25 protein-coding genes and 1 pseudogene are annotated in these 26,076 nt (G+C 33.9%); 15 read left to right on the top strand and 11 right to left on the bottom strand.

Going from position 1 to position 26,076, the window contains the following annotated elements; genetic code table 11:
- Nucleotides 1-16 precede the first annotated feature (16 nt).
- The 11 genes from ACQ5J2_RS04255 (at nt 17) to ACQ5J2_RS04205 (ending at nt 8,527) form a co-directional block, all read left to right on the top strand.
- Nucleotides 17-679: a DNA-binding response regulator gene (locus ACQ5J2_RS04255; protein WP_432672494.1), complete on the top strand. Its 663-nt coding sequence runs from the start codon at nt 17-19 to the stop codon at nt 677-679.
- Nucleotides 680-763: 84 nt separating this feature from the next.
- A complete protein-coding gene (locus tag ACQ5J2_RS04250; RefSeq protein ID WP_432672493.1) occupies nt 764-940 on the top strand; it encodes a hypothetical protein in 177 nt (58 codons plus the stop codon).
- Nucleotides 941-1,130: 190 nt separating this feature from the next.
- Nucleotides 1,131-1,628: a hypothetical protein gene (locus ACQ5J2_RS04245; protein ID WP_432672492.1), complete on the top strand. Its 498-nt coding sequence runs from the start codon at nt 1,131-1,133 to the stop codon at nt 1,626-1,628.
- A gap of 148 nt (nt 1,629-1,776) precedes the next feature.
- Nucleotides 1,777-2,790 (top strand): hypothetical protein, encoded by a 1,014-nt coding sequence (locus ACQ5J2_RS04240; RefSeq protein ID WP_432672491.1) that lies wholly within the window; start codon nt 1,777-1,779, stop codon nt 2,788-2,790.
- Nucleotides 2,791-3,200: 410 nt separating this feature from the next.
- Complete coding sequence (locus ACQ5J2_RS04235; RefSeq protein ID WP_432672490.1) at nt 3,201-3,692, top strand: hypothetical protein; 492 nt, start codon at nt 3,201-3,203, stop codon at nt 3,690-3,692.
- Complete coding sequence (locus ACQ5J2_RS04230) at nt 3,692-4,309, top strand: hypothetical protein (RefSeq protein WP_432672489.1); 618 nt, start codon at nt 3,692-3,694, stop codon at nt 4,307-4,309. The genes ACQ5J2_RS04235 and ACQ5J2_RS04230 overlap by 1 nt, the downstream gene beginning before the upstream one ends.
- Before the next feature lie 159 nt (nt 4,310-4,468).
- Nucleotides 4,469-4,903, top strand: a complete 435-nt coding sequence (locus tag ACQ5J2_RS04225) for a hypothetical protein (RefSeq protein ID WP_432672488.1) — start codon at nt 4,469-4,471, stop codon at nt 4,901-4,903.
- A 136-nt stretch (nt 4,904-5,039) separates the two neighbouring features.
- Complete coding sequence (locus ACQ5J2_RS04220; RefSeq protein WP_432672487.1) at nt 5,040-5,291, top strand: hypothetical protein; 252 nt, start codon at nt 5,040-5,042, stop codon at nt 5,289-5,291.
- A 32-nt stretch (nt 5,292-5,323) separates the two neighbouring features.
- A complete protein-coding gene (locus ACQ5J2_RS04215) occupies nt 5,324-6,460 on the top strand; it encodes a hypothetical protein (protein ID WP_432672486.1) in 1,137 nt (378 codons plus the stop codon).
- Between the two features lie 201 nt (nt 6,461-6,661).
- Nucleotides 6,662-7,459 carry a CPBP family intramembrane glutamic endopeptidase gene (locus ACQ5J2_RS04210; RefSeq protein ID WP_432672485.1) on the top strand — a complete coding sequence of 266 codons (798 nt, stop codon included), beginning with the start codon at nt 6,662-6,664 and terminating at the stop codon, nt 7,457-7,459.
- 348 nt (nt 7,460-7,807) lie between these two features.
- Nucleotides 7,808-8,527: a hypothetical protein gene (locus tag ACQ5J2_RS04205; protein ID WP_432672484.1), complete on the top strand. Its 720-nt coding sequence runs from the start codon at nt 7,808-7,810 to the stop codon at nt 8,525-8,527.
- A 544-nt stretch (nt 8,528-9,071) separates the two neighbouring features.
- Here ACQ5J2_RS04205 and ACQ5J2_RS04200 read toward each other — a convergent pair.
- The 3 genes from ACQ5J2_RS04200 to ACQ5J2_RS04190 are packed head-to-tail and all read right to left on the bottom strand — an operon-like array spanning nt 9,072 to nt 11,846.
- Nucleotides 9,072-10,034 (bottom strand): lipid A deacylase LpxR family protein, encoded by a 963-nt coding sequence (locus ACQ5J2_RS04200; protein ID WP_432672483.1) that lies wholly within the window; start codon nt 10,032-10,034, stop codon nt 9,072-9,074.
- Between the two features lie 3 nt (nt 10,035-10,037).
- The gene (gene mtgA, locus ACQ5J2_RS04195) at nt 10,038-10,718 is read right to left on the bottom strand and encodes a monofunctional biosynthetic peptidoglycan transglycosylase (RefSeq protein ID WP_432672482.1); all 681 of its coding nucleotides are present in this window, start codon (nt 10,716-10,718) and stop codon (nt 10,038-10,040) included.
- A gap of 15 nt (nt 10,719-10,733) precedes the next feature.
- Entirely contained in the window at nt 10,734-11,846 is a 1,113-nt protein-coding gene (locus tag ACQ5J2_RS04190; protein WP_432672481.1) for an NAD(P)/FAD-dependent oxidoreductase, read from the bottom strand.
- 505 nt (nt 11,847-12,351) lie between these two features.
- Here ACQ5J2_RS04190 and ACQ5J2_RS04185 point away from each other — a divergent pair.
- The 4 genes and pseudogenes from ACQ5J2_RS04185 to ACQ5J2_RS04170 all read left to right on the top strand — a co-directional run bounded on the left by ACQ5J2_RS04185 (nt 12,352) and on the right by ACQ5J2_RS04170 (nt 19,051).
- Nucleotides 12,352-14,253, top strand: coding sequence for a S9 family peptidase (locus ACQ5J2_RS04185; protein ID WP_432672480.1), 1,902 nt, complete (start codon nt 12,352-12,354; stop codon nt 14,251-14,253).
- 13 nt (nt 14,254-14,266) lie between these two features.
- Nucleotides 14,267-15,255, top strand: a pseudogene (locus tag ACQ5J2_RS04180) (virulence RhuM family protein).
- A gap of 67 nt (nt 15,256-15,322) precedes the next feature.
- Nucleotides 15,323-16,519: an aminopeptidase C gene (locus tag ACQ5J2_RS04175; protein ID WP_432672479.1), complete on the top strand. Its 1,197-nt coding sequence runs from the start codon at nt 15,323-15,325 to the stop codon at nt 16,517-16,519.
- Between the two features lie 108 nt (nt 16,520-16,627).
- Complete coding sequence (locus ACQ5J2_RS04170) at nt 16,628-19,051, top strand: ATP-binding protein (protein WP_432672478.1); 2,424 nt, start codon at nt 16,628-16,630, stop codon at nt 19,049-19,051.
- Here ACQ5J2_RS04170 and ACQ5J2_RS04165 read toward each other — a convergent pair.
- The 8 genes from ACQ5J2_RS04165 to pdxA all read right to left on the bottom strand — a co-directional run bounded on the left by ACQ5J2_RS04165 (nt 19,040) and on the right by pdxA (nt 26,033).
- Nucleotides 19,040-20,389 carry a sigma-54-dependent transcriptional regulator gene (locus ACQ5J2_RS04165; protein WP_432672477.1) on the bottom strand — a complete coding sequence of 450 codons (1,350 nt, stop codon included), beginning with the start codon at nt 20,387-20,389 and terminating at the stop codon, nt 19,040-19,042. The two genes, ACQ5J2_RS04170 and ACQ5J2_RS04165, sit on opposite strands and share 12 nt — an antisense overlap.
- A 124-nt stretch (nt 20,390-20,513) precedes the next feature.
- The gene (locus ACQ5J2_RS04160; protein WP_432672476.1) at nt 20,514-20,807 is read right to left on the bottom strand and encodes a PepSY-like domain-containing protein; all 294 of its coding nucleotides are present in this window, start codon (nt 20,805-20,807) and stop codon (nt 20,514-20,516) included.
- A gap of 222 nt (nt 20,808-21,029) precedes the next feature.
- On the bottom strand, nt 21,030-22,379 hold the full coding sequence (gene accC, locus ACQ5J2_RS04155; RefSeq protein WP_432672475.1) for an acetyl-CoA carboxylase biotin carboxylase subunit: 1,350 nt from the start codon (nt 22,377-22,379) through the stop codon (nt 21,030-21,032).
- Nucleotides 22,380-22,469: 90 nt separating this feature from the next.
- The gene (accB, locus tag ACQ5J2_RS04150) at nt 22,470-22,952 is read right to left on the bottom strand and encodes an acetyl-CoA carboxylase biotin carboxyl carrier protein (RefSeq protein ID WP_432672474.1); all 483 of its coding nucleotides are present in this window, start codon (nt 22,950-22,952) and stop codon (nt 22,470-22,472) included.
- Between the two features lie 36 nt (nt 22,953-22,988).
- Nucleotides 22,989-23,978 (bottom strand): beta-ketoacyl-ACP synthase III, encoded by a 990-nt coding sequence (locus ACQ5J2_RS04145; RefSeq protein ID WP_432672473.1) that lies wholly within the window; start codon nt 23,976-23,978, stop codon nt 22,989-22,991.
- Between the two features lie 163 nt (nt 23,979-24,141).
- Nucleotides 24,142-24,339, bottom strand: coding sequence for a 50S ribosomal protein L32 (gene rpmF / locus ACQ5J2_RS04140; protein WP_432672472.1), 198 nt, complete (start codon nt 24,337-24,339; stop codon nt 24,142-24,144).
- 9 nt (nt 24,340-24,348) lie between these two features.
- Nucleotides 24,349-24,891, bottom strand: a complete 543-nt coding sequence (locus tag ACQ5J2_RS04135; RefSeq protein WP_432672471.1) for a YceD family protein — start codon at nt 24,889-24,891, stop codon at nt 24,349-24,351.
- Between the two features lie 95 nt (nt 24,892-24,986).
- Nucleotides 24,987-26,033, bottom strand: coding sequence for a 4-hydroxythreonine-4-phosphate dehydrogenase PdxA (pdxA, locus tag ACQ5J2_RS04130; protein ID WP_432672470.1), 1,047 nt, complete (start codon nt 26,031-26,033; stop codon nt 24,987-24,989).
- Between the last annotated feature and the right edge of the window lie 43 nt (nt 26,034-26,076).

Raw genomic sequence — 26,076 nt, 5'->3', positions numbered from 1 at the left:
AACAAATACGAACAAAATGCCTAAATCTATTTTAATTGTTGACGACCACAAGGTTACAGCACTTGGCTATCAGTCTATCTTAGAAAACAACGACCAAGGTTTAACATTTGTTTTTACCACTACTACGTCTCTTCAAGAAGCCTACACAATCGTTACAGATGCTACTAATCATCAAACGTTTGACCTTGTTTTTCTCGACAGAAGTATGCCTGCTTTTGAAGCACAAAAGATATTTTTAGGAGAAGATTTAATACCGTTCATTCGCAAAAACAATAAAAACGCTAAAATTATAATACTAACCTCACTTACAGAGAAATTCAGTATATACGATGTCATTTATAAAAGCCGTCCCGACGGTATGATGATAAAAAGCGAAATTGACGACGAAAATTTAATAGAATGCGTCCAATCCATCTTAAACAATCAAAGCTATCACAGCACCCTTGTGCGCGAAGCATTAAAAGTAGAAATAATCACCAAAGGTTATTTTGATACCATTGACCGCCAAATCATCACCTTACTTTCTCAAGGTTTTCGCAATGCCACTATTGCTGAAAAACTCGGATTATCAGCCAGTGCCGTAGAAAAAAGAAAATCGAGAATAAAGGATTATTTAAAAGTAATCGGGAAGGACGAAGAGATTGTTTTAGAATGCAGAAGATTGGGATACGTAGCATAAAACAATTAACATTTTTTACGGCTTTGCCGTAACCGATATTTTTTTCATGAGAGTATTTTTACAACAGAAAATTAAACACATAATATGAAAACATTTATCTCCTTACTGATTGCTGGTATGTTACTAGTTATCACTGGTGCTCTCCTAAAAATTGAGAACACTTACGAATATTCAAATTATATTCTAGGACTTGGACTGATTTTAGAAATAATTTCCGTTATTGGAATTATCAAAGGACTCCGGAAAAGTGCAAAATTATAGATTTGCTAGTTCAGAATCCGTTTTAGATTTGTAAAACGGATTCTTGTTTAATATATATTTGAATAGATTACTTACTACCCAATCGTAACTATTAAATGTGAAAAAATCTTATAAATATAGTATCCTTATAGCCTTCATCGTCATCGCTTTCGTAAGTTTTTATAAATGGAAACAAGCAGACTTTTTAGGCATGACTGAACCAAAAGAAGAAACCATTGAAAGCATCATAAGTTATGCTAGGCAAAACGACGTCTTTGGCGAAATACTTATTGCAAAGAATCAGGAAACATTTCCTGTCTTGAAGAAGTATTTTGATTTTGGTTATATATATGTGCTAGATAAAAATTTTAATTTAATTGATTGCAATCTGGAATCCTACGGTGGAAGATGCTTTCAAGACATTCAATCTGATATTTGCAATAATGTCAAAATAGGTACTAGAAAATTTGATGAAAAAATCAATGGAGAAATGGTCATGAAAACATTACTCGAAAATTCAAAATGCATTACCAGAAAGGATTCTATTAATTTCAATGATTACGAAAGAATTTACATATATACATGGGTCAAATACTCTAAATCTTGTATTAATGAAAGTTCTATAGCTTGGTTGAAGTGCTTGACGTTAGACACTAATAATAAGTCGTTAATCTTAAACGTTAACACTGATAGTATAAAAGAACATTAGAAGGTTTAACTTTTTTAATCTCGTCAAAAAAATAACTTAATCCAAACCCCCTATGCGAATATTGTGTATCCTATTGTGTTTTTCCTTTTGTAGTTGCAAATTAATGCGATTAACGAGTGACGAGAACTTTGTTTCAAAATCTGACCAAATGAAATTAGAAATGGATTTGTCTTTAACCGTCAAAGTAAAAATTGATGGCACAGACGAACGTTTTTTATTTGATACGGGAGCCAGTAATACCGTTGTTTTTGACACAACGCTAATTAACAACTTTTCAAAAAAGGAAAGAATTAGTTTTTTAGATACTAAAGACCCTAATGGCAAAATTTCCAGCTTTTTTGTTCCTTCTACTATTGACACTGAAATGTACACCTTCAACAACCAGTTAGTTTCAGTCCTTTCAGGCATGAAAAACTACTGTACAGATACGTATGTCTGGAAAGGAGTAATAGGCAGTTCATTCTTTAAAAAAAGCGAGTCTAAAATTTATCTTTTTGATTTTGATAGTTTAACCCTATACAACAGCAAAACGCAACCTGACGAAGTAGGTTTCCGTGAAGTTAAAGCAACATTTTTCAACAGACATTTTGCTGTTTATTTAAATATAAACGGAAATGAAGAACCTTTTTTATTTGACACTGGAAATAGTGCCTATCCCCTTATTATTGGAAGTGACAGTAAAATAAAACCTATTAATTATACAGAATTTTTGGGTTCGGAGGGAGTTGTAGCTTCCGGCAACTTGGATAGCAATAGCAAATATTCCAACGAAAATGAAATGTTCCTTGCAGAATTAAAGATGAGTGCTCCAATTTGTTTTGTTTCAAGTAAGATGGGAAAATACAACAATATGGGATTGGATTTTATTAAATATTTCAATTGGATTATTGATTATAAAAACAAAAAAGTATTCTTCAAAAGAAATAATGTCCCACTGAAAGAACAAAATATTATTCCAGAATATAACTACTTATGTATGATAGTTAACAACCAATTAAAAATCATCACGAAGCTAAAAAGTGAGACCAAATATAATATCAACGACCAAATCATCGCTGTATATGACCAGAAAGTAACCCCGCAGAATATCTGTGAAATGCAAAATCTTCTTAATGAAACAAATGACTGGAATACATTAAGAATTGAAATTTTAAAAAACTAATTTCCTGAATTTATCTTAATGACATCACATTAAATTGAATTTATAATACTTAAAACGGCAACCTTTAAAAGTTGTCGTTTTTTTATACATACAAATCCCTGTTTTTAACATTTTTTACGGCTTTGCCGTAATACAGCATTTACATAAAGCAATATTTTTACATCAATAAAGGTTCTTGGTTGTATTACCTTATGAATAGTCACATTCTAAAATAAAAAATTATGTAAATTTCTAAAATTGTAAAGGTTCTAGTAGGAGTACTTATTTCAATTTTTACTGTATCGATTGATATTTACTTTTTCGCAAAGTAATTTCAAATTGATTCTGCACAGCCATCTTATTAAATTCAAACGATCCCTCAAAACGGGCTTGTTTTTAAATATCTAAAACACTTTTAAACTATTAAAAAAATGAAAAAAACAATCCTTACGCTCGCTCTATTTGCATTGCCTTTCTTAGGGATAGCACAATCAAAAATTTCAGCTGAAACTTCTGTAGGAAATTTAAATATCGGCAAAGACCGTGGAGGAAATATTGAACTCGGCATCAATTATCACTTTTCTGAACAAACTGCTCTGAAATTATCTGGTCTAGGCGGCAAATTAGAAAACCGACCAACCAAAATTGATTATCAATTTTTAAAAATCTCCCTACATGCTGAACAGAAAATCGGTTCATCTGAACACATCGAGTTTAGTTTATTGTTCGGCTTCAGCTATATGTCCATAGAAAATAAGCTTCCTTTAGACAAAAACAACTTTACAGGTCTGGATATCGGAACAAATATCAATTTTTATCCTAAAAGTAAATGGGGATTAGGAATTAAACTTGTAAGTACTTATGCTTACGAAGCACCAGGTGGAATTTTACAAGCTAATGGATTTGTAAGCTATCGATTCTAATGAAAAAACTTTTACTTTTAATTGTAATAATTTTTATTAGTATAAGTAGTTTCAGTCAAGAAAAACAAATTATTGATGAAGATTGTATTTACATCTTTACAAGATCCACGATGAGCAAAAGGGGATTTATTGCAGAAGATTTTAATATTAATGATACTCTATCTACTCATGTTGGAATCGGATTTGTTGAAAATAAAAAATATGTGATTTATAATATTGATAATATTAAAAAAAATGAAAATCAATCTTCTCTAATTAAAGAGGATTATAATTCTTTCGTTAGGCTAGATGATATTTATTATTCATCTATTTGGAAATATAAAATAACTAAAAGCAATAAAATTAGACTTATTGAAATATTAAAATCTTTTGAAAGAGAGAATATAACTTTTGATAAGGAATTCAAATTAACCAATTCCAATTCTAATTTATACTGTTCTGAATTTGTTTTTCTAGTTTTAACTCAACTGAATTTAACTATAAAGTATGAACCACCAAAAAAAAAACTTAACAGTTTTTATAGTAGCCTTTTAAAAAGAAATACATTAGAATATATTCCCGTAGACTTCTTTCTTGAACTTCACTGTTTTAAACTAGTAGAAAATAAATTCTATTAATTTTATGCTTTCTAAAATATACCCTAAAAACGACAACCCCTAAAGTTGTCGTTTTTTTTATGCCTTCTAATTCCCGATTTAACATTATTTACGGCAAAACCGTAATTCACTAATCCAATCATATGGTAATTTTACATCATAATCCTAAATAACAAAATCATGTTACGAATCATCATTTATATGTCACTTTTACTCATTACAACAACTGGTTCAGCTCAAAATAGTATAACGGAAATTTATGTTGATTTAGATGGTCACAATAGAAGTTGCTTTGGGGGCACTGGGATGTGTAACCCTGATCGAGATCAACCTATTAAAGAAAGTCATGAAAAAACGAACACATTGATTTCCAAGACAACTGATAATAAACTAAAAATTACTCTTGAAAAATTAGGATTTACAACTAAAGAATGGAATGAATTACAACTAACAAAAGTTTTTCCAGTTGACATAGGTTCTAATATTAAAATAGATAGCGATTTATTACGAAAATTGCGCTTTGATCCTGATGCTAATACAATAGTAGAAAAAGACTATCCAGTCAAATTTGAACGCGATACCGCAACATTTGAAATAGAACTTGAAGCTCCTTAAAAACAACTTATATGAGTTAAAAGTTTGGAATGAAATTTTTTACTCTAAAAATAAAATCCTATATAAATTTGAATCAAAACAATTCAAAAATATCAACGTGAATATATACACTTCAACAAAATTAGATTTCAACAAAATGAGTTTCGAAATCGAACCAAACAAACTTTCCATTGAAGAACAAATCATCTTTTTTGGCAAAGAATACAGAGACCTAAAACCCACAGATGAAATCATGTTTATACAAGAAAACGATTTCATCTTTGACCTGGACACCCTCATCTACCTCGACCTCGACTTAGCCTACGGACTTTTAAAAAAAGGCACGTACCCTGTAACCGTCGAAAAAGACAAAGTAAAAGTAACCTTCACGCTTTCATTTCACAGATAATTGTACTTAATCATTTCTTAAACTAATATACCATGAAAACGTTCCTAACCTTAAGCATTTATCTTCTCTTGTTTGCTAAAACAATGGCGTTTTCTCCCACGGCAGAAACCAATCCTAACGTGATTATGGAAGCACTTATTTCTGAAATAAAAGCAATTAATAAAAAATACGAAAAAATCCTAGACGATAAAACCGTTCAAATAAACAAAATTGATGCCGCACTAGCCATCGCTGTAAGTACCGAACAAAAAGTAGATTTATTAGTCGAAAAAGATTTAATTAAAAGAGAAATTACAGTGCTACAAACAGAAGTAACAAGCGAAATATCAAAAATACGATATTTAAAAGGCCTGCAAATTATAAAGATTCTCTATGAAAAAGTGCTGAGTTTAGACCATCATTTTGCCTCCGTGAGAACACTTAATGAAATCAACAAAATGTCTAACCCCAATCAATATCCAGAATACGAGAAATTAAAAGAGTTGGTTTCGGCTAAAAAAGACAAGAAAACAGCTTTTGATTTAACTTCCGTTTTAGGCACCAATACCATTGTCTCGCTAGTGCAGACGTTTACTTCAATGACTACCTCCTCTATGTCCAAAGATGAAAAAGAAAAAGAATTGGGAAATGTAGCCTGTATTTTAGATTTTACCTTACGCATGCAAAACGACCTAAATACCATTTATTTCGAAACCGCTTTTTTACAAAAAAGCAATGCAAAAATGAAAGAAGACATCGAAACCTTATTTAAGGATTATACCAAACCTATTGGTTATACTTCAACGCTAGAAAACTGCCGCTCTAATGACGACTGGGAAAATGTAACTCTAAAGATGGAAGAATACCTTACAAAGTTAAAAACCACAACAGGTACAGCTCAATATAAAATGCAAGTCAATCTCGAATTTCCCATTGACCGATTACTTCAGTTTATCATTCAGTACAATAATTTCATTGACCAAGGTGGTAAGTTTTATGAAAAATTTAAAATCATTCTTAACAGCTATGAAAACGAAAAACAATGCGAAAGCAAGCTTCCTTTGGAATACAAAAAATTAAAAAGCGACATCGACGTTGCCATTGACAAATTCAACATCGCCTACAAACCAGTGGAAGTTAACGGTACAAAAATGAAGGAAATATTATACGGTCTAAATGAATTTGATTAGAAAAAAATAGTTTTTTGTTAATTGCGAAAAACGACAACCCTTAAAAGTTGTCGTTTTTTTATGCCTGTAAATTCCTGCTATTACGGTTAAGCTACAATCTAAATCGTTCTAATATTATTATTTTTACACCATCAAATTATAGGGAAATCGAATATTACCATTGTGATGCTGAAATGTAATGGTAATAAAAAATAAATGTATATGAAAAAATCGCTTTCAATTACGCTAATTATAATTGTTGCTTTTATGCTCGTAAATATTTTGGGTAAACGCTTAATTTCCGAAGTACTTGCAGAAGAATTTCAGCTCTTGGGATTAGCCTTACTTCGAGTATTAATGCTTGTATTTACATTATGGTTACTGTTCACAGATGAACTTGTACAATGGAAATACTTGTTTAAAAACAACCTTTTCTTTACTTCATTAAGCATAGGATTGATAGCAATTTCTATATATAAAGTTTCTAATCGCATCTTAATAGAGGACCGCATAATAACGGATTTTAAACATTATTCCTATTTTGCTCAATGCCTTAGTGTGGGGTTTTTTGAAGAATTTTTTAGTAGAGTATTCGTGTTTGCAAGAATTTGTTACCATTTTAAATATAGCTCAAGTAAAAACATCTTTAGTTATGTGGCTATTTCTTCAATTATATTTGGCTTTCTTCATTTAACAAATCTATTCAATCCGAGTTATGATGTATTAAGTGTGTTTACCCAAATAGTATTTGCAATAATGATTGGATTTGTTTTTCAGACATTATTATTAACATTTAAGAACATTTTATTCGTTGGTGCACTACATGCACTCATCAATTACTATGGAATGCTAAAAACAGAACTCTTCGAAGTTGTGTCTACTGATAATGAATCGCCAATAATAGCGTTCCGTGATTCTATGATTTTCTTAATTTTGATTGGAGTAATAATAATTCCAATCTGTTATTTTACATTAAGAAAAAACCAAAACCTCCTTTACGGCACCCATGTAAGTAATTAAATTATTAAAGAAAGCCTTCTAAATAAATTACAGTTGCTTATTTAACAATACACTATCGCTTATTTTTCGCATTAAAAAAAACGACAAAGCGGCAACCTTCAAAAGTTGTCGTTTTTTTATACCTATAATTTCCTGTTTTAACATTTTTTACGGCTTTGCCGTAATACCACTATTTACAAACCCCCTAATTTTACACCATAACAAAAAATAAAAAGTTATGTTCAATATAATCCTGTACCTAATCACTACGTTAACAGCAATTATCTCCGCCCTCGAAACCAAACTGATCGAATGGATAGTGCGCTAAAACCGTAAAATCCCAACACCAACCTTTAAACCGAAAAAACCATGAAACCAGTAAGAAACTACAAATGCAAAGACGTCGAATTGCTCCTTTCCGCAGCCACAATAATAGATTCAGCAATTGCAAAAAAAGATTTTCTGCAATCCAAACGTTCCACCTGGAAAGACCCCTTCTTCGAAGACTTTAGAAACGAAATTGACAAAGCTATTCAAGACCACCTCGGTCAAGACAATGCTAAAGGGTTAAGAAACGCAACACAAGCAGTACTTGCCAATCAAAGTGCAGCCCTAAAAGACCTTGCCGAAGTTAAAGTACAAATCGAAGAAGATTTTAAAAATGAACCCATCCAAAAAACCGAAATCCTAAACACACTAGGCTTTACCGCCTTCCATTCCAAAACCAAAAACAAAGACCAAGAAGCTTTAATCAGTTTACTCTATCAATTCAAAACCAATCTAACACCGCAATTACAAGACACCATTACAGCCAAAGGAACAGCCCAAGACCTCCTTGATAAAGTAATCAGCCATGCCGATCAACTCAAAGACACTAACATCATCCAAGAAGGTAAAAAAGGAACCAGAAAAGAACTCACAGACGATGGAATTATAGCGCTAAACAACATCTACGATAAAGTAATCTCAATTGCAAAAATTTCGGCAAAGTTCTTTAAAGAACAACCGGCAATCCAAGAACAATTTAGCTTTTCCAAAGTGAAAAACAACCTCAACAACACAATGCCGAAACCAAATCCAGAATCATAAACACAAAAAAAAACTTCCTTCAAGAAGTTTTTTTTATACCCAATTATTCCAAATAATTGGGTATAAAAAACGAACGTAAAACGATTGTGCAAAATTTAGTAAACCGCCGTTTCTTTGCACAATCAATTAAAAAGTTCTTTGTCAAAATTTAGCTCAAATGTGTCGCCCTCCAAGGAATTTAGTACACCAAAAGCACAAATAAATTGGTTGGTTACAAAACAAACCAATGACATTCTTACGTAGTCCAAGCTCCCTCTCCTTTGGAGAGGGTTGGGGTGAGGAAAACTCATTTCACCCTTACGGAAACTTAATTCTGGCACACGGAATATTCAGTTAGATACGCGGAAGCTCATTTCATCCCTACGGAAACTTAATTCTGACACACGGAATATTCAGTTAGATATGCGGAAGCTCATTTAGCCCCTACGGAAACTTAATTCTGGCACACGGAAGATAATTGCTACTATGCGGAAACGCAACTCAGATACAAGGAAAATAGTTTTCACCAAGCGGAAAACCACAACTATCATTGCCTAACTCCCTCTCATTTGGAGAATGCCGTGGTGAGGAAATACCCAATACCAATCGACCCATAATAATACCCTACATTCACAATATTATCCACCTCTTGAGTAGTATAATTAAAGGTATAACTTAAATTCCAGCGGTTCTTGCGGTACTTAAAACCCGCTTCTCCCTGAAACCGAAGCGGCACCAAAGGAAACGTCACCGGACTCTTGTCATCAAACAAACTCCCCTCAATAGTAGCATCATACACCTGATAATTCACCTTTGGACTGATGAAAAAGTAAAATTCGGAAGTGTCCTTGTAGTTTTGGTCGTACCGAAGTGCTGCATCATATAAGTTAGAATCAGAAACAGGAAGTAAGTTCTTGAAACCAATTCGCAAGACAGGACCCGCTGTTATTTCATTCAAAATTGTGCCCACTTTTACCTCGGCTTGCGCCAAAATATCCAAGGTGTTCTTGTTGTTTAGCGTAAACAATTTCTTCGCATAAAAAACTTCTGCCTGAACCAATAAAGCATTGTGCATCTGATATTGCCACCCCGACACTTTTTTGTAACCAAAGGTGTTGTGAAAAAACTCCTGTGTTTCTTGACCAAAAGCATTCGGACCCATAAACCCCACTTGTGCATTCAATTTAAGGACACTTTCATTTACAAAAAACTGATGAACTCCCGCTTCCGCAAAAAGTACTCCGGCAAAAGGTCGGTCGTTATAATCAATACGGTCCGCTCTTATAGTCTGCGGATTGTAGATGTATTGACCAATTCTAAACTCAGTGATTTTCTTTACTATAATTTCGCTTTTAGGAGTGTTTAAAAAGCGGTAATAGAGTTCGAAACCGTTGGTATAATATTTATCATTGTAGGTAGAAGTGTATAAATCATTGTCTAAAATCAATCCAATTTCAGCCACATGTTTTTGTGCAACAGCAGGTAAACTCATTATTAAAAACAATAATACTACACACTTTTTAATCATACATCAATAGTCTAATTTCCCCACATAACCCATATGTTTCACAATTCTACCCTTTCTTCGTTCAATATAACTCGAAGAATTACTCGCCTTAAATTTCCGTGGATTCGGCAATATTGCAGCAATTCCAGCCGCTTCTCTTTTAGATAAATCAGCTGCGGATTTTCCGTACCAATGTTTTGAAGCCGCTTCCACTCCGTAAACGCCAGTTCCCATTTCGATGCTATTGAGATAGACTTCCATGATGCGTTCCTTACCCCAAATGAATTCAATTAAAACCGTAAAATAAGCCTCAAGACCTTTCCTTAGATAACTTCTGCCTTGCCAAAGAAAAACATTTTTAGCCGTTTGTTGCGAAATGGTGCTTCCTCCCTTAATTGTTTTTCCCTTTTCATTATTCTTCATCGCTTTCTTTATCGCATCAAAGTCGAAACCACTATGCGTTAAGAAATTCCCGTCTTCACTAGCGATAACTGCTTTTTGCATGTTTGTAGAAATATGCTCTAGCGGAACCCAATCGTGACTTGTAGTCATTTCTTGTCCGTCCAACTTCTGGTCAATGGCTCGTGTAATCATCAATGGCGTAAACGGTACCGGTACAAATTTAAAAATCACCACCGATAAAATAGACAATCCAAAAAACCAAAGCATTGCTTTCCAGATGAAACGAAATAATTTTTTAAACATAAAATATTCTATTTTTTAAACAAAATCTGCTAATTCTTTTCCTACTAAACTGCCTATCGCAATTCCCATTCCTCCCAACCGAACACCACAATACACGTGATTAGACAATTGTTTTACAATAGGATTTTTGGTCTGACCCATTCCCATAATGCCACTCCAGCGATGTTCAATCTCGAATTGGTGGTTCGGCAAAATTACTTCTTTTAACAAGCGCTCCAACTCATTTTGAATTAAATTTGTGTTGCCAAAATCAGTCGTAGTTTCTCCTTTGATATCCAAGTTTCGGCCTCCGCCAAATAAAATCCGGTTGTCGATATTTCTGAAATAATAGTAGCCTTTGTCTAGATGGAAAGTACCTTTAATTTCTAAATCGGGAATTGGTTTCGTAATCAATACTTGAGCTCTCGCCGGTTGAACATCTTCTGAAAACAGTTCTTTTGAAAAACCATTGGTAGCAAAAAGTAATTTCTTGGTCGAAAAAGAGAAATCATTCAACGTTACTTTTACATCAGTTTCATTTTCTTGATATCCCGTCACCGATTGGTTATTCAAAATTAAAATTCCTTCTGAATAGGCTAATTTCAATAACTTCTGCATCATTTTCCCCGTGTCAATTTGCGCTTCAAAAGGATTGAAAATGATTTGTTGGTGAATCTTTTCAAAGCCAAAAGTATCTTTCTGCAATTTGAAAACCGGACTTTTAAACAAGGGAAAAAGCAATTCATTGACAAAATCTATTTTCTCTAAACATTCTTCAAAAGTGTCTTTATCGTTTTCTGTAAAAAGTTCGTAACCGCCATTTTGCTGGAAATCCATCGCTTCATCACCAATTCTGTTTCGCAACAATTGCAAACCTTCCCAACGTTTCGAAATCAATTTAAAAACTTTTTCTGGAGATTGTGTTTTTAAGTCGTCCACAATTTCAGACAAACTTCCAAAACATGCAAAACCGGCATTTTTAGTACTTGCTCCTTCGGGCAAACTTCCTTTTTCAATGATTAGAATTTTACTTTCGGAGAAACGCGTTCGCAAGTTTAAGGCGGTATGTAAACCTACAATTCCACTTCCTACAATGGTGAAGTCAATGTTTTGAAACCAACTTTTATATTCCCAGTAACTTAAATTCATTTGTGTGATTTGTTTCAAAGTTATTACTAAACAATAATCTCTATTTACTTTCTATTAAGAGTTTTTGTCTCGCAGAGACGCAAAGCTCGAGCTGTTTTTTTTGCGTCTTGGCGCCTTTGCGAGATTATATTACAGTGTTTAAAAGTAGTCATTTTGAATTTAAATCGCGATTCTCATTCAATCTTGATAAAAAAGGGGTGATTAATAACTGCATTTTTCTACGTAAGGAAGCTATTTTTCGCGTGAGGGATGGAAGAGGAGCTCTTTTTTTGTTTGGCAATTTTTCATTGCCAAACAAAAAAAAGCGGGAACGAACAGCCCGACCCTGATTTTTCATCAGGGTCACGCCCAAATTAAATTCTAAAGAAAAGCGGAAGTTATAATTTAGCGTTAAACTTCTTCTATTTCACGGGAAGCACGTCTTTTGACTAGGCAAATCTATAATATTATTAGTATTTTTGGGATTGCTAAAAATGTTCAAGAAATTGAACGCAACACACGTATTATGTATAAAAAAATCGTTCCATTATTAGTGCTAATGATGAGTATAAATGCTTTTTCGCAAGAAGTGATGACGCCAGAATTATTGTTTAAATTAGGTAGAGTTTCGGCTTTGGGAATTACTAAAGACCAAAAAAACATTGTTTATAAAGTCACTCAAGTTTCGGTTGATGAAAACAAATCGAACAGTAAAGTCTATTTAATACCTGTAAACGGTGGTAATGCAACTGAAATTACGGATTATTCAACTCTATTGAATGACAAAAATGTTTCGAAAGACGGAAAAGTGTTGTACAGTGAAGAAGTGAAAATCTCGAAAGTTTTAGGAAAAGATTTTTATCCTGAATTAGAAAAGTCGGATGTTCAAATTTACGATGCTTTGGATTACAGGCATTGGGATACTTGGAACGAAGGCAAACACAACCACGTTTTTTATAAAGAAAATGCTTCGGCAAAAGTTGGAATCGACATTATGCCAACCGAACCTTTTGACAGTCCACAAAAACCTTTTGGAGGTGATGAAGATTACATTTGGTCGCCTGATGGAAGTAAAATCGTTTACGTTTCCAAGAAAAAAGTGGGGACAGCATATGCGGTTTCTACGAATACGGACTTGTACGAATATGATTTGGCTACCAAAAAAACTACAAATTTAACGGCAGAAAATTTAGGATATGATACGGCTCCACAATTTTCGCCAAACGGAGAATTGACTTGGTTGCAAATGAAACGCGACGGTTATGAAGCCGATAAAAACGACATTATTGTTTCTTTTAAAGGAATGAAAATGAACTTGACTGCGAATTGGGACGGAACGGTAGATAGTTTTTCATGGAGTGCTGATGGTAAAAAAGTATATTTCACCGCTGCTGTTGATGGAACCAAACAATTGTTTGAAGTCAATTTTCCGGGAATGACACGAATAGCCATTACGGTTCAACAAGTTACAAAAGGCGATTTTGACGTGACAGGATTGGTTGGAATTGTAAAAAATTCTGCAATTATTTCGCGTACCGATATGAATCACGCTACGGAACTTTTCTCGTATGATTTGAAGAAAAAATCATGGAATCAATTGACAAAAGTAAACGACGCAACGTATGCTTCAATTTCTCTAAGCAAAACCGAGCGAAGATATGTTACTACAACTGATGGAAAAAAAATGTTGGTTTGGGTAATTTTACCTCCAAATTTTGACGCTACTAAAAAATATCCAACATTACTATATTGTCAAGGTGGACCACAATCTGCATTGTCGCAGTTTTATTCTTTCCGTTGGAATTTCCAAGTAATGGCGGCTCAAGGTTATATTGTTGTAGCTCCAAACCGTCGCGGAATGCCCGGTCACGGTGTGGAATGGAACGAGCAAATTAGTAAAGATTGGGGCGGACAAGTGATGGACGATTATTTAAGTGCGATTGACGATGTTGCAAAAGAAAAATATGTGGACAAAGACCGTTTGGGAGCTGTTGGAGCGAGTTATGGCGGTTATTCTGTGTTTTATTTAGCGGGGAATCATGATAATCGTTTCAAAACATTTATCGCTCACGATGGTGTTTTCAATACACAAAGTATGTTTGGAACTACCGAAGAAGTATTCTTTAACCGTTGGGATTTTGGTGGTGCTTATTGGGAAAAAGACAACGCAATTGCTCAAAAGGCATACAACGAATTTAATCCAATCAATTATGTAGACAAATGGAACACGCCTATCTTAATCATTCAAGGTGGAAAAGATTTCCGTGTGCCAATTGGTCAAAGTTTAGAAGCATTTCAAGCTGCTCAACTTCGTGGAATTAAAAGTAAATTAGTTTACTTTCCAGAAGAAAATCATTGGGTTTTGAAACCACAAAATGCAATTGTTTGGCAAAGAGAATTTTTCAAATGGTTGAAAGAGACGTTGTAATAATTAGTTGAAGATGCAAAACGAAGCTAAAAATTTTTTAATTTATAGTTTACCTAATCATCAAGTTAGGGTAGATGTTTTTGTGCAAAACGAAACTTTTTGGCTTACACAGAAAGCGATGGCGAGTTTGTTTAAGGTGTCAAAATCTACTATTAGTGAACATCTTACCAACATTTACGAAAGTAAAGAATTAGAGAAAGAGGCAACTGTTCGGGATTTCCGAACGGTTCAAATAGAAGGAACGAGAGAAGTCGCTCGAAATCTAGAATATTACAATCTAGACGTCATTATTTCTGTAGGGTACAGAGTAAATTCGGCGAAAGCCACACAATTTAGAATTTGGGCAACCCAAACTTTAAAAGAATTTATTATAAAAGGATTTGTATTGGATGACGAACGTTTGAAAGAAAATCAAACTGTTTTTGGAAAAGATTATTTTAAAGAATTACTGCAAAGAGTTCGCTCAATTCGTGCAAGTGAACGAAGAGTTTACCAACAAATTACAGACATTTTTGCTGAATGTACAACCGTAAATCCGAGGAAACTAAAAACTTTTATGCTTTTGTGCAAAACAAATTTCATTTTGCCATAACCGGAAAAACTGCTGCCGAAATCATTCACTCAAAAGCAGATAGTTCCGAAGAAAATATGGGGTTAACGACTTGGAAGCATTCGCCCGAAGGAAGGATTTTAAAACAAGATGTTATCGTCGCCAAGAATTATTTGCAGGAAACTGAAATAAAGCAGTTGGAACGAACAGTAACCGGATATTTCGATTACATTGAAGGTTTGATTGAACGTGAGAATACTTTTACGATGAAAGGACTAGCTGACAGTGTAAATAAATTTCTGAGCTTTAATGAATATAAAGTTTTAGAAACCAAAGGTACAATCTCGCGAATTACCGCCGAGAAAAAGGCTATTAATGAATATGAAAACTTTAATAAAACACAAAAAATAATTTCGGATTTTGACAATGAAATAAAAAAAATGAAGCGTTAAATAATTTTCAACTGTAACAAATTCCGCAAAAAAAGCACTTATTCAATAACTAGACAATATAAATAAAATGTATACATTTTCAATTCGTCCGTATATTTTAGCCGCAACCTTTTTTGCTGGAACCATTAGCGGATTTGCACAAGATAATTTAGTAAATGCTTTAAAAGTAAACGCTAGCGACAACAGTAAAGCGTCTTTTCAGTTTACAGAAATGATTAATCTTGAAAATACTTCGGTTAAAAATCAAGGTTCATCAGGAACATGCTGGAGTTATTCGGCAAACTCTTTTTTAGAATCTGAAATGGCACGAATGGGAAAACAACCTGTTGAAATTTCGCAGATATTTTCGGCAAGGAACACGTATATCGAAAAAGGAAAAATGTACGTGAGAATGCACGGTGCTGTCACATTAGGCGATGGTGGTGGTTTGTACGACGTGATTAATATGTACAAAAAATACGGTGCCGTTCCCCAATCGGTTTATACGGGATTGAACTATGGAACTCAAAAAAATAAATTTGCTGAAATGGGTCAGATTACCGAAAGTATTTTGCAAGCGGTGGTAAAAAACCCTAATGGGGAATTGACGCCAAATTGGGAAGCGGCTTATGCCGCAGTTATCGATTCGTATTTAGGTCAAGTGCCACAATCATTTGATTATAATGGAAAAAAGTATACGCCACAAACTTTTGCAAAAGATGTAATCGGAATTAATCCAGACGATTACATTCAGATTTCTTCTTTTGACACTACTCCATTTTACACCAGAGGAACACTTTTAGTTCCTGATAATTGGTCGTTTGAGCAAGTTTATAATGTGAAAGCAAACGATTTGACTTCAATTGTTGATAACGCTTTGAAAAAAGGATATACAGTAGCTTGGGCTGGAGACGTGAGTGAAAAAACATTCAGTTGGAAAAACGGAGTAGCGTTTGTAAGTGATAAAAAGTTTGACGACATGACTCCTGAAGAAAAAGCAGATTTGTTTAACGGACCAAAAAAAGAACCTTCAATTACAGATGAAATGCGTCAGAAAGGATTTGATAATTACAACACAACGGACGACCACGGAATGCATATTGTTGGACTTGCGAAAGACCAAAATGGAAAGGAATATTACATTGTGAAAAATTCTTGGGGAGTAACAAACGATTACAAAGGGTATTTATTCATGACGAAAGAATACATCAAATTAAAATCGACAGCGATTATGGTTCATAAAGCGGCTGTTCCGAGTGAACTTGCTAAAAAAATGAACATCTAAACGACATAAGTTTCTTATTGAATCTCGATTATACATCGGGATTTTTTTATGCAGTCATTTTAACAAATTATACTAAATAAACTTTTTAATACTTTTTATCTTTACGAAATGGCCGATAAAAAAAGTTATATTCCTGTAAAAGTCCTCATCAGTTATCTTGCATTAATTGCATTGGTAGTAACGGTTGGCTGGATTTTATACACGGAGAATATTGTATTTTCAAAAGCGGGTGCGAACATTTCAACCGAAAACGATAAAGTTTTAAAAGTAAGTAATTTGCTATCCAATATTTACAAAAACGAAGGTTACGCCCGAATGAGCTTACAATCGAATGCCGAGCTGGATTTAAACAACTATATATTTCATACCGATTCTCTAAAGTCTGAAATCGATGCTTTCAAAATTTACATTCAAAATCCAAAACAAATCACCTTGCTTGACAGTGTTAAATTGCTTTTAAATAGAAAAGTGATTACTATAAAAGATTTGAAAAAAGTAAAGGAACAAGCTAATAACGAAGCTTCTGTTCAAAAGGCAATTGACAAAATCACACAAATGGAAGGTTCTTTACGAAAACTCCGCCTTAATGATTTAGTTAAAAATCCTAATAATTTAGAAGAATACCAAAGAAGCGTTTTGCAAAAAATGGTAACGGTTTTAAATCAAAATATTCCCAATGACAGTACCAACACGCTTTCGCAAAAATCACTTGATTCGATGCTAGTTGTTTCAAAAACAACACTAAGCGATGTAGTCCGTACCAACGCCATCAAGAATAAATCACTAGAAATTCAAGAGCAGAAATTACAGCAAAACGAAGTTTCAATTTCCGAACAACTTCGAAAAATATTGAATATTATTGAACGAGAAATCATTCAAAGTACCACTGAAACGAATATTCAGAAGGAAATTTCTTTGCAAAAAACTAATAAAGTAGTGACTTACGCTGCAATTGTTGGTTTCATTTTGACGGTGTTTTTCTCTATTTTGATATTAAATGATTTCTCTAAAACTCAATCGTATAAAAAGCAATTGGAAATTGCTAATTTGAAAACACGTAAACTATTGAAAGACCGTGAACAACTGATTTCAACTGTAAGTCATGATTTAAAAACACCATTAAGCACAATCGTTGGTTATTCGGAACTTTTAGGGAATTCTGACTTGACGGTTAAACAAAAACACTATAATAAAAACATTAAAGGTTCTTCCGAATACATTTCGAAACTAGTGCAAGATTTGCTAGATTTTACAAGGATTGAAGCTGGAAAAATAGTGGTTGAAAATATCCCTTTTTCATTGCAAAATAGCATCGAAGAAGTAGCGAAAAGCATTCAAGCAGTTTATGTTCAAAAAGATATTAGCCTTCAATTAGAAATTGATTCTGCATTTCATAAAAACATTGTTTCAGACCCTTTTCGTTTGCGTCAAATATTGAGTAATTTGATTGGAAATGCTTATAAATTTACTGAAAAAGGCACGATTGCAATTGACGCAAAAATCATTGAAAAGTATATTATAATTAGTGTTTCCGATACTGGAATAGGAATTAAAGAAAGCAGTCGAGATTTGGTTTTCGAAGAATTTACACAGGCAAATGATGGAATTGAAAAAGTATTTGGCGGAACTGGTTTGGGACTAACCATTGCTAAAAAGATGGCGGAAGCTTTGAATGGAACTATTTCATTAAAAAGCAGTTATGGCCGTGGAAGTACATTTACAATTCAGCTTCCATTAATTTGGGGTTCTTCTGAATTTGAATCCGAATCAATTGTAAAAATAGTTCAGCCAAATCAAACTTATCAAATTATTCTTGTTGATGATGACCCAAATTTATTGGCTTTAACAACAGAAGTATTGAAGCAGAAGAATCATATTATTTATCCTTTTAGTTCTGCAACCGAAACTTTAAAGGCAATTCCTTCAATTGACTTTGATTGCATCATTACCGATATCCAGATGCCGGTTTTAGATGGATTTGGTTTTATTGAACAACTTCAAAAAATGAAAAGTTTTAAACAGCAGCCCATTTTAGCAGTAACTGGTCGAGCTGATTTAGATTTAGAAATTTATAAAAAAGCTGGTTTTTCATCCGTGCTTCAAAAACCGTACTCGCCGTTAAAATTAGTTGAACAATTGGACCAATTATTTGTCGAAAATAGTGAAAATACTTTTAGTTATAGTGAAAACAATCCTTCTCAAGCCGCTTATTCATTGGTAAAATTAAAAGCTTTTTTACCAGACGATGCGTTAGCGGTACAGGAGATTCTGAATTCATTTGTAAAGAATACGCATGAAAGTTTAATGGTTCTTCGGCGGGGAATTAATGAGAAAAATTTACGGGACATTAAGGAAATTTCGCATCGCATGTATCCCATGTTCCAACAATTAGAAGCAAGTGAAATCGCTTCATTGTTGAATAAATTAAGTAATGATACACTAGGGTTAGATGAAATTGAAACGATTAACACAAAGTTGAACCAAAAAATAAATAATCTTTTTGAATTATTTAAACAAGATTCAATACTCTAAATTGTAGAGCTTTAGTTTATTGTACAAAGTTTTCCTGTTGATTTTTAGTAATTTTGCAGCTTCTGACTTATTGTTTTGTGTTTGTTCCAAAGCTTGAATAATCGCTTCTTTCTCATTTTGAGAAAGCGAAAAAACAACTTCGTCCTTTTCAGGGTGTACTAAAAAAAGTTCTGAAGGTAAAACAGCTCTCTCGATAAAAGCAGCCGTCGTTAGCAAAGTCGAACGCTTAACTACGTTTTGCATTTCTCTTAAATTACCAGCCCAGGAATAATTTTGAAAGATTTGAATTACTTCATCTGAAAAACCGATTATTTCACGATTTAATTGTTGATTGGCTTTCTCCAAAAAGAATTCGGCGAAAATCAACAAATCTTCTTTTCGGTCTTTTAAAGATGGGGAAGTAATAGAGAATTCGTTAATTCTATGGTATAAGTCCTCCCTGAAATCACCGATTTTAACCGCTTCACGCAAATCTTCATTAGTCGCGGTAATAATCCTTATATCTACTGCAATTTCCTTTGTGCTTCCAACAGGTTTGATTTTTCGTTCTTGAAGTGCTCTTAACAATTGTACTTGGTTTTCGTACGATAAATTTCCAATTTCATCAAGAAAAATCGTTCCTCCATTTGCCGCTTCAAAGTAACCCACTTTATCATTTAATGCTCCGGTAAACGAACCTTTAATATGTCCGAAAAATTCGCTTGCCGCCAAATCTTTAGGAGTCGTTCCACAATCAACAGCTATAAATACTTCTCTATTTCTTTGACTATTTTGATGAATTTTTTGCGCAATAACTTCTTTTCCGGTACCACTTTCGCCAATAATTAAAACCGAAATATCAGTCGGGCTTACTAATTTAATGTACTCTGCTAACTTTAATGAAGCTGGTGAAATACCTAAAACAAATTCCGAATTGGATTCTTTTATGACATTAGTTGCCTTTTTAGCACGAGCTTGTTTTGGTTCTGAAACAACTTCATTTGCTTTGAGAGCATTCGCCACCACAATCAATACCTCATCCGGATTAAATGGTTTTGAAATATAATCGGCAGCGCCATTTTTAATCGCTTTTACAGCCGTGTTTATGTCACTGTACCCCGTCATTAAAACAACTGGAATTGAAGGAATGTCTTTTGTGAATTCTGAAAGCAACGTCATTCCATCAGAATCAGGCAGTCGTAAATCGGTTAAAATTAAATCAAATTTAGTAGTAGCTATTTTAGTTTTGGCTTCAGCCGCTGAAAAAGACGTGGAAACTTCATAGCCATTTTTAGTCAAAAACTTTTCGACTAACTTACAAAACGCGACATCATCTTCAATTACTAAAATTTTGAGCATGGGTAGAATCTTTCGTGCTAATATAAAGTTTAAAAAAAATGAATCATCATAAAAATATGCAAAAAAAAGAGGTTTGAATAAACAAGCCTCTTTCTTACAAAAACAAAATATAAGTTACCCTACTTTATTTCTTAATCCAGTTGCCATTTGCATCTGCAAAAATAGCAGCTTTCTGGTCTCCCAATGAAATTTCTATTTTATATTCTTTTTTCTCGTTGACATAAGCTTTGTCAATGATTGCGTCAGGATACGATGTTTTTAATGCGGTCTGTACTGCTTCTGGAAGTTGGTCAGCCGTTATTTCAGTATATTCTTCTTGAACAATTTTAACTATTTCTGTGGTAGTTGGGATAGTTTTGTTTGCAAAAGAAGTTAAACTTCCCAATACGATTGCTGCTGATAGAATTAATTTTTTCATGATTATAGAATTTTAATTAGTATTTTATTACCAACACATAAGAAATTACCGTACCAGGGGTGTTACAAATGCTAATTCATTACTTGTCAGCTATATATAAACTTACTACTGTGTGTAACAGTGATTCATTATCTCAAAATTTGTATAATTTGTACACAGTTTTAAAACAAAAAAAATGCCTTACATAATTGCAAGGCATTTTTTTTAAAAGTAATTATCTATTTAGTCTTTCTTCTCTTTCATTTTAAAAGTATCCATAAAGGCTGTCGTATAATTTCCTTCTACATAAGCCGGTTCGTCCATCAACTGACGGTGAAATGGGATTGTAGTATGAATTCCTTCAATAACAAATTCATCTAATGCACGTTTCATTTTATTGATTGCTTCCTGTCTCGTTTGAGCAGTTGTAATCAACTTTGCAATCATAGAATCGTAGTTAGGTGGTATTGAATATCCAGAATAAACATGTGTATCTAAACGAACACCGTGACCTCCGGGTGTGTGTAAATTTGTAATTTTTCCTGGAGACGGACGAAAATCGTTGTAAGGATCTTCGGCATTAATACGACATTCAATAGCATGTAGTTGTGGAAAATAGTTTTTACCAGAAATTGGAATTCCAGCCGCTACTAAAATTTGTTCACGAATTAAATCATAGTCAATAACTTGCTCTGTAATAGGGTGTTCCACCTGAATACGGGTGTTCATTTCCATGAAATAGAAATTTCTATGTTTGTCCACTAGAAATTCAACTGTTCCCGCACCTTCATACTTGATATATTCAGCCGCTTTAACGGCAGCATCTCCCATTTTTTGACGTAATTCATCCGTCATAAAAGGAGAAGGTGTTTCTTCTGTTAACTTTTGGTGACGACGTTGAACGGAACAGTCTCTTTCAGAAAGGTGACACGCTTTACCATATGAATCTCCAATTACTTGAATTTCGATATGACGTGGTTCCTCAATCAGTTTCTCCATGTACATTCCGTCATTTCCAAAAGCGGCAGCCGCTTCTTGACGAGCACTTTCCCATGCTTTGAATAAATCTTCTTCTTTCCAAACAGCACGCATTCCTTTTCCACCACCACCAGCGGTCGCTTTCATCATAACAGGATATCCTACTTCTTTAGCCACTTTTACAGCGTCTTCGTAATCAACCAAAATTCCTTCTGAACCAGGTACACAAGGCACTCCTGCTTCAATCATAGTTGCTTTAGCGGAAGCTTTATCACCCATACGGTCAATCATTTCAGGAGAAGCTCCAATGAATTTGATTCCGTGTTCTTGACAGATTTTAGAAAATTTAGCGTTTTCTGATAAAAATCCGTAACCCGGGTGAATGGCATCTGCGTTGGTTATTTCTGCAGCTGCAATAATGCTAGACATTTTCAAGTAAGATAAATTACTTGGTGGAGGTCCGATACAAACTGCTTCATCGGCAAATCTAACATGCAAACTTTCTGCATCTGCCGTAGAGTAAACTGCAACAGTTTTGATACCCATTTCGCGACATGTTCTGATGATACGAAGAGCAATCTCACCTCTATTGGCAATTAATATTTTTTTAAACATCTTTTTTTAATTATGAGTTATGAATTATCAATTATGAATTATAGAAAAGGATTTGGAGAAACCAATTCGAAATTCATAATTTATAATTATTTAAGACGGGTCTACTAAAAATAAAGGTTGGTCAAATTCTACTGGTGACATATCGTCCACCAATACTTTGACGATTTTACCTGAAACTTCTGATTCGATTTCGTTGAATAATTTCATCGCTTCGATTACACAAAGTACATCTCCTTTTCCAATTGAAGTTCCAACCTCAACAAACATTGGTTTGTCTGGCGATGGTTTTCTGTAAAACGTTCCGATGATTGGAGATTTGATAGTAATGTATTTCGCATTCTCATCCACTTCTGGAGCAGCAGCAATTTGTGCTTGTGGAGCAGCTTGAGTTGGAGCAGCTTGTTGCATTGGCTGTTGAGCCATTGGCGCTTGTTGCAAATACGTAATTTCTGGCGAAGATTCTCCAAGTGTCGTTTTAATGGTAATTTTTACATTATCAATTTCTAACTTCACTTCTGCAACACCCGTAGCTGCTACAAATTTAATTAGGTTTTGAATTTCTTTTAACTCCATAATTATTATATTTTAGTTATAATTTGTTTGTTTTTGTTAGTATGCCCATTTAAGATAAATAGAACCCCAGGTAAATCCGCCGCCAAAAGCTGCAAAAATTAACGTGTCTCCCTTTTTAAATTTTTTCTCGAAATCAAAAAGCAATAATGGTAAAGTTCCTGAAGTAGTATTTCCATATTTGTGAATATTAATCAATACTTTTTCTTCTTCCAAACCAATTCTATTTGCTGTTGCGTCAATGATTCTTTTATTTGCCTGATGAGCAATTAACCAATCTACGTCGTTATTTGTAAGGTTATTTCTTTGTAAAATTTTCTCGCTAACGTCTGCCATACCAGATACGGCATATTTATAAACTGTTTTTCCGTCTTGAAAAACGTAGTGTTGACGGTTTGCAACGGTTTCGGCTGAAGCGGGAAGTAAAGAACCACCTGCATCAATTTTTAGAAAATCACGACCTATGCCATCACTTCTTAAAAATTCATCTTGGATACCTAAACCTTCATAGTTAGGTTCAAAAAGAGCGGCACCTGCTCCATCTCCGAAGATGATACAAGTGGCACGATCCGTATAATCAATAATGGATGACATTTTATCGGCACCAATTATCAATATTTTTTTATATTTTCCAGATTTAATGTAGGCATCCGCAGTTGACATTGCGTATAAAAAACCCGAACAAGCCGCTTGCAAATCATATGCAAATGCATTCGTAGCTCCAATTTTTGTAGCCACATAAACGGCAGTTGCAGCAACAGGTAAATCAGGTGTTGTCGAAGCGACTATGACTAAGTCGATTTCTAAAGGGTCGATATTTCCTTTTGCAATCAAGTCTTCGGCTGCTTTTATAGCAAGATATGAAGTGCCTAAATTATCGTCTTTTAATATCCTTCTTTCCTTAATACCCGTTCGTGAGGTAATCCACTCATCATTGGTATCTACCATGGTTTCCAATAGTTTATTGGTCAACACAAAATCAGGAACGTAGCCTCCGACAGCAGTTATTGCGGCTGTAATTGTACTCATAAGATTGTAAGTTTATTCCCTGCCAAATTGAAACAGAAAAGTTGTTGAAATTACAAAAAAATTTCTAAACCTAAATATTTTACCTGCAGTAATTCATACTAAATTTTAAACAACAAAAAAAACTCTCGCATTGGAGAGTTTAAATTTTGTATGCAAATGGGTATTATGCAAGAGCAACAGTTGACTTGTCAATAACAACTTGTCCTCTGTAGTACATTTTACCTTCATGCCAGTAAGCTCTGTGGTATAAATGTGCTTCTCCAGTGATTGGACATGTCGCGATTTGAGCTACTGTAGCTTTATAATGCGTTCTTCTCTTATCTCTTCTTGTTTTCGAGATTTTTCTTTTAGGATGTGCCATTTTACTATATTATTTATCCGTTAATAGTTGTTTTAATTTGTCCCAACGTGGGTCTATTTCTTTTTCTTCTTCAACTTCTTCTTTTACTTCGGTCACTTTCAGTTCATTCAACTTATCTAATGCAGCTGACTGTAATGTTCCGTCTTCAACTCCTGGATGTACTCGTTTTAATGGAACTGATAAAGCAATCATTTCATAGATATACTGTGAAATATCTATTTGATGTTCGCCGTGAGGCAAAATCAACAATTCATCATTCTCATTATTAAACTCATCTCCAAACTGAACTACCACTCTCAATTCTCCTTTGATTGGTAAGTCAAACATCTCGCCTGTTACGTCACATGGAACATAAACAGTACCTTTATGCTTAAAGTTTAATTCCAGCATCAAACTTTTCTTTTCCAGAACTAATTCAACTTTAATATTTGCGTTTTCAAATTCGTCAAATTCAAAGTAATCAAAGAACGTTCTATTAATTTGATACTCAAACTGGTGTTTTCCTAATTTTAATCCTACAAAAGGGATTAAATATTCATTTAACTTTTTCATAGTAACAACAATTTGCCCTTTTCTAGAATCCTAGAATCGGAGTGCAAAGATATAAATTTATTGCATAATCAAAAGGGTTATAAACATTTTTTTGTTTATAACTGTTTTTCTCTTGTTTTTAGAGGTCTTTTGCTAATTTCAGCGTACTCATTTCGAGATTTATACACGTCAAGTGCCAGATAAACAGCTTCTTTAAACGAATTATAATCTGCTAAATCTTTTCCAGCAATATCATAAGCCGTTCCGTGATCGGGCGACGTTCTAATTTTATTTAAGCCAGCCGTATAATTTACACCATTTCCAAACGATAAAGTTTTGAACGGAATCAGTCCTTGGTCGTGATAAGTTGCAATTACGGCATCAAATTTTTCATATTGGTTGCTACCAAAAAAACCATCCGCTGGATAGGGTCCAAAAACCATAACTCCTTCTTCAAACATCTTTTTAATAACCGGTCGAATCAATTTTTCGTCTTCCGTGCCAATAACTCCACCGTCTCCAGCATGAGGATTAAGTCCTAAAACTGCAATTCGAGGTTTATGAATACTAAAATCTTGTGTTAAGCATTTATTTATCGTAGAAATCTTTTTTCTTATCAAAGCTTCCGTCAAATGGGAAGCGATTTCATTTACAGGAATGTGATCCGTCATTAATCCTACACGAAGCGAACCGCTCACCATTAACATCAAAGCATTTCCTTCTAATTCTTGGTCTAAATAATCCGTGTGGCCTGGAAATTTAAATTCTTCGGACTGAATATTATACTTATTAATTGGCGCCGTAACTAAAACATCTATAGTTTCTTCTTTCAAGGCTTGGGTTGCAGCTTTAAAAGATTTGATGGCATACTGACCCACAATTTCATTATTTGCACCGTACTCCAACTGGATTGGCTCGCGCCAAAGATTCAAAACATTAATTTTTCCAGGAATAATTTGGTCTAATTTATCAATTCCATGCAAAGGAGCTGTTGACTCAAAACTTTTACGCAAAAAAGAAAGCGTTTTTACATTTGCAAAAATAACGGGTGTACACATTTCAAGCATTCGAGCATCTTCAAATGTCTTTAATACGATTTCGCTTCCAATACCGTTTAAATCTCCAATCGAAATTCCAACGATTATATTTTCTGCTTTTTTCATTTACTTCAAGTTATTTATTGCTAATTTTGAGGTTACAAATTTA

It is taken from the genome of Flavobacterium sp. SM2513, assembly GCF_050908145.1.
Taxonomy (GTDB): domain Bacteria; phylum Bacteroidota; class Bacteroidia; order Flavobacteriales; family Flavobacteriaceae; genus Flavobacterium.
The sequence above is the reverse complement of the archived record's forward strand: the minus strand, read 5'-3'. Positions and strand labels throughout refer to the sequence as shown.